The following is an 11,633-nucleotide window of genomic DNA, read 5'->3' on the forward strand; positions in this document are numbered from 1 at the left end:
TTTCTTGTCGGAAAAAGGCAAGAAAACGGACGAATCATGATAGGCCTTAGCCTGGGTTTATGTACAATGTTGATGTAAACAGAGCCGTTATCCTAAATTTTGATTTTCATAGCTAGATTAATAACTCGCCCATCGATTGGCCCCCAAAGTGGCTGAAAGGTAGGTTGGGTAATATTTCCTAAAAATAAAGCTTCAGATTTGGACTGTCTAAAATCGAAGATATTTTCGGCATTTAGCACAATGCTGATTTTGCCAAGTTTTCGTTCTATCATACCTGCCCAAAACCAATAGTTGTTGACAGGCTGATTTTCGTTGATATATTGGTTGGCTACAAAACTATTTTCGATACCAAAACGCCATTTGTCTGTAATTTCATAGGCAAGGGTACTCGAAAATTTATCTTGTGGGCTAAAAGGCAAATATACATTCGTACCTGTACCGACACGCTTGGCAATGGTATGATTATAGCCTAGATAAAGTTCAATGGCATCGACTTCAAATCTAATATAGGTGTCTGTTCCAATTGAATTGATGTCGTAGTTTTTATTGATTAAACTAATATGGTTGTTTGGCAAAGTATTGGTCAATATTGGATTGCTGATGCGGGTATAATAAAAAGCTTGATTTAATTGTACATTGATTTTTTCGGCAATTACAAAATGGTAGTTCAAATCAAAATTGATACCTATTGATGATTCGGGTTTGAGCGAGGCATCGATAGGGAGGAGGTAGCGTAAACTTCCCGAGATAGTCTGCTGGGTAAATACATTGGGCGTTTTGTAGCCCAAGCCACCGCTCATTCGTATCGAAAGGTTGTTTTGAGGCTTATAGAAAAATGCTAATCGTGGTAAAAAGAAATTACCGAATTTGTTATGAAAATCGCTTCTAAAGCCTATTTCTACCATCAACTTATCTGTGAAATTATAGCCTTCTTGTACAAAACTACCTGTGGTAATGTACTGGTAGTTTTGTAGGAAAGTGCTATCAGGCTGTTTCTTTTTGAAATCTTCAGCAGTGAAGTTTATGCCATAAACAAAGTTGCTTTTTGCCGTTTTAATAAAATCTGAAGCTTCAAAAAAGCTGGCAATCTGACGACCTTCAAAACCATAAGTACTTTGTTGTAAGCTACGATTAAAGGTACTGACTGTTCCTTTGGCACTAAGCTGATGATTAGCTGAAAAAGCATGAGAAAAGTGCATATCGGTAGTAATACGCTCAGAGATATTCTTTTCGTAATATTGATGGCTATTGTCTGGGCTTTGGTATATTACCTGCATATCGCCTCCCAATCTTTTTTCGGTTAAATAAGCAAAACCTATATTAGCTTTTGTTTTTTCCGAAAAATCGTAGAAAAGTTTGGTATGAAAAGTAAGATTTTTGATGTCGGGTACGTCCGACAGCCCATCTTTATTGACATCTACGGCATTTTGTTGGGTTATACCCGAAAAAATAGTACTACCGAATTTTCCCCATTTTTGAGCGTAATACCCATTAATATTCGATTCTTTGAGCGTAGTGCGGTTCAGGGTAAAAGATAAGTCTTGTTGGTCGGTTGGTTGTTTTGAAATAAGGTTTATCATTCCTGCAATGGCTCCGCCACCATAGAGAGTCGATACCGACCCTTTTACAATCTCCACTTGTTTTAGGTCTAAAGGAGGTATTTGCAAAATACCGAAACTCCCCGAATAGCCTTCGTATAAAGGTAAGCCATCTTTTAGAATTTGGGTGTATTTGCCATCCAAACCTTGCATTCTTACAGTACTGTTGCCATTGGTAGCCGAAGTTTGTTGTATATGAATCACCGATAAATCGCCAAGAATACTACTAATACTGCTTGGTTTTATCGTGTTTTCTTCCATCATATCGTCGATTCCAAGTACTTCTACTTTAAGAGGCAAATCTTCAATTCTAGAATTGGTTCTGGTTGAGCTAATCGTAACCTCCTCCATGGTTTCGATTTCGGTATTGAGCCAAACTACCAAGGGCGATTCGAGTGTGTTGTGTGTTTGTGTTATACTAACGGTTTGGGTTTGATAACCTACCGACGATATAACAAATACAGTATTGGGATTGCCGAGATTCGTAAACTTTACCAATCCTTTTGTGTCTGTTTTTTGCCCAATTTTGGTATCTTTTTTTATAATCGAAACGCCTTCTAATGGCTCATGACTTAGGCTGTCTTTTACTTGAATATAAAAAAAGTTCTGTGCAAAGTTGGTCAAGCTGATAAGGCCCAATGCTACGATTAAGGTAAGTTTCTTGCTGAAATGCTTCATGTTGCTAGCGAATTGAAATGATACACAAAACTAGAAAGCAATACTGGAGCAAATCTGAAGTTCTTAAAAATAGACAGTCATACTATGTTTGTTGTCCTGAAATTGATAGGAAATTTCCCAATGGTTTTGCTCACAAATTTTTTTAGCAATAGCCAATCCCAAGCCAAATGACTTATTAGAGGTATTGCCTTTTTGAAAACGCTCAAAAATCTTATGTTCAGGAATCGATAATACGTGTCCTGTATTGCTTACGCTTAGGTGTTGCTGATTGAGAAAAACGTTGATTGTGCCTGTAGGTTGGTTATGCTTGTAGGCATTAGAAAGAAGGTTGTTGATAAGAATATCTAACAATATGGGGTGGCTATTCACCTCAACAGCAGGCTCTATTTGGGTTTGGACATAGAATTGACTCAAAAAATCATCAAAATCAAAAAGTTTTTGTTCTAGTACCTTTGAAAGATTGACAGGGATACTCCCTTCCTGAAACTGTCCATTTTCTATTTTGGTCAACAACAACAGCGTTGCGTTGAGCTTTGAAAGCCTATTTACAGCTTCCGAAATACTTAAAAGGTTTTTTAGCTGTGATTCTGTCAATGATGATTCTTGCATTAATACCTCAATCTTGGCTTGTATAATAGCCATTGGTGTTTGAATTTCGTGAGAAGCATTTTCTGTAAACTCTTTGAGTTGTAGATAGTCGTTATTGATACGATTGAGCAAACGTGATAGCGTATTGTTGAGTGAATCAAATTCTGCAATATTACTTTTGGGAAAACTCAAAACGTGCTTGTCGGCTAATTGAAACTTTTTTACTAAAGACAAACTATTGTAAAAAGGTTGCCAAAGGTATTGATAATATCGCCTGTTGATAAGCATGATAGCCAAAAAAAGCATAGCCAGAATAGTACTCATAGATATTGCAATGGATGATATAATAGGCTGATTTTCAATGAGAAGTTTGTATAGCGTAACTCGGTATAAAATTTTGTTTTTGGGTATAGTAAAGCTAAGTTGTCGGTAAGGTTCTATTTCTTGTTCGGTATAATTATAAAGGTTGGTATCTTTGAGGATTTCGGGTGTTTTGTATGTGGTGATTTCCCAATGGAGGCTATCACCTAGTAATAAAATGTGCGGAGGAAGGTGTTCGTTTTGGTGAAACCAATGAACAACTTTGGCTTGATTTTGATATAACTCTTCGGTAACTTCCTCGTCAATGATTTGTCGAATAGTTAAGTAAAATAGAGAACAGCCTATAACAAGAACCCCACAGGAAATAGCCAAGTGGAAATTGGAGGTAATATTAAGTAGTTTTTTCATTTCCCAAATTTGTATCCCATTCCATAAACCGACTGAATGTAATCATTGCCACCACTTTCCAGCATTTTTTTTCGCAAGTTTTTGATATGGGTATAAATAAAATCGTGATTGTCGAGCATATCGGCACTATCGCCCCAAAGGTTTTCGGCAATGGCTGTTTTGGTTAATACTTTATTTTTATTGACTATCAGATACATGAGTAAGTCAAATTCTTTTTTGGTTAAGATAAGAGTTTTATCATGAATTGTTACAAGCATTTCGCTAGGCCACACAACGATTTCTTCAAATGTAATGGAAGTATTACCCTGAAAATTTCGTCGGCGAATAATAGATTTGATACGGGCGTTGAGTTCGGCCAAATGAAATGGCTTGGTTAAATAGTCATCGGCCCCAAGCTCAAGACCCACTAGGCGGTCGTTGAGTGCATTTTGAGCAGAAATAATAATAATTCCTACTTCTGAAAGTTCTTTTTTGAGGTGGCGAATAATGGACAAACCATTGCCATCAGGAAGGTTTATGTCAACAACAATACAATCATATTCATAGAGCTGTACTTTTTCCATAGCAGTTTCCCAATTGGGAGCTATTTCGCAAATATGACCTTCTTGCCCAAAATAATGGATAATGGATTCGAGGAGGGGTATTTCATCTTCAATGATTAACAGCTTCATGGATATAATTGGCTAGAAGGGTGTTTAATCGCAAATGTAGAATGAAAATCTGTAGGAATTCTGAACTGTTAAGATTTGTTATTTTGGACAAAGGTGTAAAGTTGCACAAACATGAGTCATCCCAACTTTTTGTTTGTTGGGAGCCATCAGGTCGTTAAGTGAGCCTTGAAGAGGCCTATCAATTGCTCAAATGATGGAAATTTAGGAGCTATTTATAAAAATCGGTCGAAAAACAATTTTCGACCGATTTTTCATGTTAAATGTCATCATTACACATCTTTAGCCGCAAAGCATTGCTTCTTTACTACTGAAAATCATCTTCAAAAATAATTACTCATTCACTAAATTCGAGATGACTTATGTGTATTCAAAATCTTATTTTTTGCCTCCAAAGAAAGTTAACGTACCCAACAAATAATCTTGGATAGCGGTAAAATGGTCTTTGTTGGGTAAGCTAATCAAAGTAACATCGCCACCTTTGGCTTTCATAGCATTAAAGGCTGTTTCTGAATTGAAATAGAAAACGTGTTGGTCGGCTGTTCCATGATATAGTTGGGTAGGAGTTTTGGGTTTCCAGTCGAATATATCATTGTCTTTTACAGCATTAATAAAGGCTGTATCAGTGCCTTCGTTGACCCCTTTTCTGAAAGTATCGCTATAGGCTAAATTAATGCTAACAGGAATATTGGCAAAAGGGCCTTTGGCTTGTACTTCGGCAGCATACGGAGCATTGAAATAGTAGGTCATTGGGCGATTAATACCGTAAATACTATTGTAGGCCGTGGTTACCCAAATATAAAGCGAGTTGTAAGAGGCTACTCCATGCGTAGTTTCGTTAATGATATATTTCATGAAGGCTGTTTTGTTATAAGCCCCTGCACCACACGACGATGCTACCAAATTAAATTCATTAGGAAACTGCTCTTCCATTTTTTTCTGCAAGGCCATAGTGGCATAGCCTCCTTCCGAATAGCCCGTAATCATTACTTTCTTGCTCCAACTTACCTTTTCTTGGTTTAGTAATTCTTTGGCTGCCCTAATCAAATCAAGACTAGACTGAGCTAGGGTTTCACGGTGTTCGTAGGGGTGGTCGAGATTTTGGGTTGTTCCGTAGCCAATATAATCAGGACAAGAAAGAATAAAGCCGTTTGAGGCTACCAACGAGGCCAATAAGTAGGTTTCGGAAGCTCCAGTGCTATAAAGCGATGGGGCATCGGCTTTGTTGCTGAGTGTACCGTGTTGTTGGCTAATCAATGGCAGACTTTCGGTAGTGGTAGGTACTATTACTACGCCCGAAGCCTGAAGTGTTTTACCATCTACACCTTTGGTATTATACACCACTTTGTACACCTTTATAGGGTATTTTACCAAGCCTTTTACAAGGGATGTTATCAGGGCATTACCTTGGCCAAAATCGCTATTGTCAACCCGTTGGGCTACTTGGGTGGTTGAGTACTCGCCAATAACAGAAGTGCTAACTAAATATTGATTTTCGACAACAGGGTCAATGTCATTTTTGCTACAACTCCAAATGATTAGATTTACTAATAGCAAAAGGATGAGCGAACGTGATTTTGTAGGTTTTTGAAACATAGAGATTTAACGGATGTTTAGAATGGAACGAACTGTTCTGCGAAATACGTATGATATTATGGTATGAAGCATCAATAATATCTACAAATATAATAACAAATGAATGGCTAATAGGGTTTTGCCCTAAATCTAATAAGGCGAAACACCAATCGATGTCCAGCCTCCATCTACAACCAAGCTTTGTCCTGTAATATGATTGGCTTGAGGCGACAATAAAAATAGCATAGCCTCGGCAATATCGCTTACTGTAGCAGGCTTACCCAAAGGTGTAATACGTGACCATGTTGTTTGATAGTCTTGGTCGGTGAGGGTTCGCTCGGTAAGGGTTGCTCCAGGAGCAACAGTATTGATATTAATTTGGAAAGGCGAGAGGTCTACCACCAAGTTTTTGGCGAGTTGTTCGAGTGCCGCTTTGGTCATACCATAAGCTGCCAAAAAAGGATGAGCCTGATGACCTGTTACCGACGAAGTAAGTACAATACTGCCTCCGTGTTGGTGTTCGATCATCTTTTTGGCAACAGCTTGTACCAAAAAGAATGTTCCAAATAGATTAATGTCTAATAGCCTCCGTAAAGATTCGGGCTGATAGGAAAGAAAATCGCCAAAAGTAGTAATACCCGAATTGGCGACGAGTAAGTCTATGCTGCCATAAGTATCAATAGCCTTATCGACTAGCTTGTTGATAGTGGTAATGTCGGCACTATCGCCTACCACATACTCGCAAATACCATTGGCAGCTCGGATATTTTGTACTGCAATACTTACAACTTGCTCGTCGATGTCATTCAAAATAACTTTGGCACCTCGTAGTGCCAGTTGTTTACTTACCTCATAGCCAATACCAACACCCGCTCCTGTAACAATCGCTACAAGGTTATCAAAAGGTTTATTATTCATAGTTTTTGGGTTTTGTTTTATATAAATGTAAAGGTATAGTATAAAAAAACACAGAGGTACAAAGTCTTAAAGAGTTTTGTGTTTCTGTTATTAAGAACAGCCCACCGCCCAATTCTTTAATCATTTGCTCCTCTGTGTTGTAATTGATTGGTCAAAAGTATTCACCAGCTAAAAGAAAAACCCTCATAGAGAATGCTAAAACAAATCTTTCAATGCCAGATGTCTGGTTTTTCTAATAAGGCTAAACAGCTTCTATTTTAGGTATTTATCAAACCATTTGATATATCTTTCAAATCTATCTACCTGATAGCTAGGCACTGTAATACCATGAAATTGGTTAGGATAAACAATCAATTCTGTAGGAATACCAATGCTTTTAAAGGCTTGATACATTTGTTCACTACCTACAGCGGGTACGTTGTGGTCGCTTTCACCAACCATAAACTGGGTTGGCGTTTTGATTTTATCGGCTTTTAAGAATGGATACGAAAGCTGAATGTACTTCTGGAAGTTTTTCCAAGGTGCGCCTAATTCGTGTTCGTACTGCAAAATATATTGGTCAACTCCATACATCGACGATACCATAGCAACCCCTGCACCACTTGCTGCCGCCTTAAATCGAGTATCGCTAGCAATAGCATAGTTGGTAAGGATACCACCGTAACTCCAGCCTCCAATACCTAGTTTTTCGGGGTCGGCAATACCATTTTTTACGGTATAGTCTACCGCACTCAAAATATCAATTACCTCTTTATTGCCCCAGTCGGCACTAATCACCTTGCAGTAATCCAAGCCTCGGCCATTGCTACCTCGGTAATTAACAGCTACTACCGCATAGCCTGCAGCAGCTAACATTTGCCTGCTCAAATCAAAACTGTATTCGTCTTGTGCTACTGGCCCACCATGAATAAAGAAAATTGTAGGTAATTTTTTCTTGGTATCGATGCCCGATGGCCTGTAAAGTATATTCGATACCGTTACCCCATCTTTACCTTTCGAGCTGAATCCTTCTACCGAAGCTAGCTCTATATTTTTGAAAAACTCTTCATGATGATTGGTCAAGCGTCGTGGCACGGCATTTTCAAGAGCATAGATTTCGGCAGGACGTTGCGAGTTGGTTACTAACGAAAACAACGAGCCGTTGGGGTGTTGCTCTAAAGACGTATAAATTGCGTTGTCGGTAGTAATGCGTTTAAATTGTCCTGAAAGGCTATATTCGGCCACATAGCGTTGGCGGTCGTCGACTACCAAAACATTGATAGCCTTGCCATCTTTTGTCCAGCGAGGCGAATTGACAGGCCGATCGAGGCTTTTGCTTAATAGGGTAGGCTGGCCACCGTCTTTATTAATTACAGCCAAAATGGCTTGGTCGTACATGATATAATCTTCCGACGAGGTTGTTTGCAAATAAGCAATTTGTTTGCTGTCGGGGCTCCAAGTAGGGGCAAAGTCACGCCCTGTCCAAGTAGTAAGCTGTTTGATTGTACTATTGGGCTTGGCATCTACCACAAACACATCGGTGTTTTCGTTGCGGTCGGGGTCGGCGGTACGATTGCTAATAAAGGCAATCTGTGTACCATCGGGCGACCATGCTATTGATGTTTCGTCATAATTTCCTTTGGTAAGGGTATCTAGTTTTTTGGTAGCTATATCCAACAAGAAAATATGCGTAGGTCTTTTTTCGAGATAGCCTTCTATATCTTTTTTGAAAAGGAAACGGTCGGTAGCAAAAGGCTTAGGTGTTTTGTGTTTTATGGTGTCGGGTTGAGTTTGAATCACCAAGGCAATTTTTTTGCCATCGGGCGACCAAGCGTATTCTTCTAAATCCCCATTTTTAAGATTTGTTAGCTGTTTACCTTCACCACCACGGCGGTCTAGTAGCCATATTTGACTTCCTGTGGTGCTATTTCGTGACGACACAAACGAAATATACTTGTTGTCGGGACTCCATTTGGCCTGCGATTCACCGTCGGGGCTATTGGTTAGCTGTACATTTTGCTGGCCATCCCAACTAATCATCCAAACATCTGACGAGCGTTTGTTTTTACTAGAATCTACCGAAGTGAGGGTGTACGAAATCCAGTTGCCATCGGGCGATACACGAGGGTCAGAAACAGTCTTGATTTTATAAACATCATTGGGCTGAAGTTTTCGTTTTTGGGGTGTTTGTGCCAAAATAAGGCTAGGTACTAAACCAAGACAAAGCAATAAAGCGGAAAGTTTTTTCATAAAATAGTTAGTTGTTGAATAAAAAGCGTTTGGTTTAATGAGCAAATGAGTGACGAGAAAATAAATAATAAAACCAATACATCAGGCTTAGGAGTTTTACCAATTCTGAGGTATTTTGAAGCTGTTCAAACAAATTTGGATTTGAGCCAAGACTGCTAGTAAAAGACAGAGCTTTATTTTACAGAGCTACACAAGCTGTAGGTTTTGTTTTTACAAAATACCATCAAATCCTTGTGTAACTCTGTATCATAATGTTTCTGTAAAACTACAAGGTTTTTATGGTCATACCGCCATCTACCACCAAATTATGACCTGTAATATAGGAAGAAGCCTTCAATGCTAAAAAAGTAATAGCTGTAGCCATTTCTTCGGGTTCGGCCACACGGTTGAGTGGGGTTTTGTCGATAATCTTCTGCAACCTTGCTGGCTGATTTAGTACCGTTTCTGTTAATGGCGTACGGGTGTACCATGGCGAAACGGCATTGACACGAATATTGTATTTGGCCCATTCGACGGCCAAATTACGAGTAAATTGCAATTCGGCTGCCTTGGTCATGCCGTAAGGTGTACCAGAAGCAACATCTACTAAGGCTGCTACCGAGCTTACATTGATAACGCTGGCTTCAGTGCTTTTTTCTAAAAACTCAAAACAGAGTTTTGTCATACTGATAGCACTAAAAATATTGGTTTCAAATATTTGTCTGATTTCTTCTGCTTCGTATTCGATAAATTCTTTGCGGATATTTGTTCCAACATTATTGACCAAAATATCAAGCGATTTCCATTCTTTCAAAATAGGGAATATATAATTTTCTTGGTCATAGGCACTACAAACATCGGCTGCAATACCTTGTGCTGTAAATCCCATTGTTTGCCATTCTTGAAGACAGGCCTTGATTTCTTCACCATTGCGAGCTATAATTAATACTTCTGCCCCTAGTTGCAGAAATTCGGTAGCTGTAGCCTTGCCTATACCTTTTGTACCGCCTGTAATAAGAGCTTTTTTACCCTTTAAATGCCAGTTTGCCATGAGTTAATGAATGTTTTTGGTAACATACCGTATTGAAAATACTGTATGCTGATTTGATAAAACTTTGAGCCAATTACCTACAGTAATACCCCTTTTTTAAATGATAGGTGTAAGTTATGAAAGAACAAAACTAGAAAGCTCAAAAGAGTAATTCATATTATATACAGGTCTAGTTTGTTTACAATTGGGTATTATCACTTATTATATGATGTAAATTACGTTTGAAGTTTAATGACTATTATAACAACGTTTTGATATAAAAGATAACAGGATTGGCTATTTTATTGAAAATTAGCAAATATATAGTTGATTATTGGCCTAAAATCGACATAATTAGACAAAATACATGGTTTCAGCATAAGAAATACATCCTCTTTTCGCTATATTTGTATAGCTATGGATACAGTATCTTTTTCTCAAAAACAAGCCTCACTTAAATATTGAAGTCGTCATTTGTTGCAAAGAATGATTTTGCACTTTCTCACAAGTCGTATCGTATATACGGGTTGTGTTGATAGGTGTGGCTATATGATGAATAGATTTTGGTATAATAGCAACCTATTCAAGAAACACTTTGTTGTTAAGAATAAGGAGGTTCATTGAAAAATATCAAAAGTTTCAGGACAAATGCACAGGGGTAACAAAAGGTAGAGCAACGCTTAGGTACAACATCAAAGCTCTATTCATTTTGTGTCTTTTAAGGGTAAATACCTATTAATTTTTGTACAACAGATTACCAGACTTTTAATCACTAACTCACAACTCACACATTCATCATTTAGACAATACGTATGAAATTAATTGCTGGTGCCGAATTCACTTATCAAATTAAAGAACCTACGCCAGTAGTTACTATGCTTCGGCCTAGAAGTATGGAAGGTCAGTTTATTCAAGAAGACCGTTTAATTATTAGCCCATCTACCCATGTAACCGAATATTTTGATTGTTTTGGCAACTTGTGTCAACGAATGTTGTTGCCTGTTGGCGAGGTACATATCAAAACTGAGGTAGTAGCGGAAGTAGAGCATAGTATTGATTCAAACATTTCGGCAGAATATGTGCTAATCGAAAACCTGCCAAGCGATACCCTACAATACCTTTTTCCAAGCCGTTATTGTCAGTCCGATAGCTATGAAATAGGGCAATTGGCTATTTCTATCACAAAGAATATCTGGTCGGGTTATCAGCAAATTATGGCTATTCGTGAGTGGATTCACCAAAACATTGAATACCAATATGGAGTAACGTATTCAACTACAACGGCTTTGGATATTCTTCAGACCAAAGTGGGGGTTTGTCGTGATTTTACCCATTTGGCTATTTCGCTTTGTCGGAGTATTAATATTCCTTCAAGAATGGTTGTAGGATATGTCAAAGACCTGAAATTCATGGATTTGCACGCATGGTTTGAGGTGTTTTTGGGGGGTAAATGGTACACCTTCGATGCCGTTCAGGAGCGAACTACAGGAGGGCGTATTGTGATTGCCTACGGGCGAGATGCCACCGACGTAGCGTTGATTACTCAATTTGGGGCATCACAGTTGGTTGATATGCGAGTTTGGGTTGAGGAGGTAGAGGGTACAGCTAGCGAAATCCCATCAGCCAAAGTATAAAATTAGG

8 protein-coding genes are annotated in these 11,633 nt (G+C 38.5%); 1 reads left to right on the forward strand and 7 read right to left on the reverse strand.

Going from position 1 to position 11,633, the window contains the following annotated elements:
- Positions 1-92: 92 nt before the first annotated feature.
- From FLEMA_RS0107730 to FLEMA_RS0107765, 7 genes are all read right to left on the reverse strand, one after another.
- A complete protein-coding gene (locus FLEMA_RS0107730; RefSeq protein ID WP_026994967.1) occupies positions 93-2,276 on the reverse strand; it encodes a TonB-dependent receptor in 2,184 nt (727 codons plus the stop codon).
- A gap of 63 nt (positions 2,277-2,339) precedes the next feature.
- Complete coding sequence (locus FLEMA_RS0107735) at positions 2,340-3,593, reverse strand: sensor histidine kinase (protein WP_026994968.1); 1,254 nt, start codon at positions 3,591-3,593, stop codon at positions 2,340-2,342.
- Positions 3,590-4,264, reverse strand: a complete 675-nt coding sequence (locus FLEMA_RS0107740) for a response regulator transcription factor (RefSeq protein ID WP_026994969.1) — start codon at positions 4,262-4,264, stop codon at positions 3,590-3,592. Before FLEMA_RS0107740 ends, FLEMA_RS0107735 begins: the two co-directional genes overlap by 4 nt.
- A 375-nt stretch (positions 4,265-4,639) precedes the next feature.
- Entirely contained in the window at positions 4,640-5,857 is a 1,218-nt protein-coding gene (locus tag FLEMA_RS0107745; protein WP_026994970.1) for an alpha/beta hydrolase family protein, read from the reverse strand.
- Positions 5,858-5,986: 129 nt separating this feature from the next.
- Entirely contained in the window at positions 5,987-6,754 is a 768-nt protein-coding gene (locus FLEMA_RS0107750; RefSeq protein WP_026994971.1) for an SDR family NAD(P)-dependent oxidoreductase, read from the reverse strand.
- A gap of 252 nt (positions 6,755-7,006) precedes the next feature.
- A complete protein-coding gene (locus tag FLEMA_RS0107760; protein WP_026994972.1) occupies positions 7,007-8,983 on the reverse strand; it encodes a S9 family peptidase in 1,977 nt (658 codons plus the stop codon).
- 265 nt (positions 8,984-9,248) lie between these two features.
- On the reverse strand, positions 9,249-10,013 hold the full coding sequence (locus tag FLEMA_RS0107765; RefSeq protein ID WP_026994973.1) for an SDR family oxidoreductase: 765 nt from the start codon (positions 10,011-10,013) through the stop codon (positions 9,249-9,251).
- A gap of 791 nt (positions 10,014-10,804) precedes the next feature.
- Here FLEMA_RS0107765 and FLEMA_RS0107770 point away from each other — a divergent pair.
- Positions 10,805-11,626 carry a transglutaminase domain-containing protein gene (locus tag FLEMA_RS0107770; RefSeq protein WP_044171077.1) on the forward strand — a complete coding sequence of 274 codons (822 nt, stop codon included), beginning with the start codon at positions 10,805-10,807 and terminating at the stop codon, positions 11,624-11,626.
- The last annotated feature ends 7 nt before the right edge of the window (positions 11,627-11,633 follow it).

The sequence above is a fragment of the Flectobacillus major DSM 103 genome (assembly GCF_000427405.1).
Taxonomy (GTDB): domain Bacteria; phylum Bacteroidota; class Bacteroidia; order Cytophagales; family Spirosomataceae; genus Flectobacillus; species Flectobacillus major.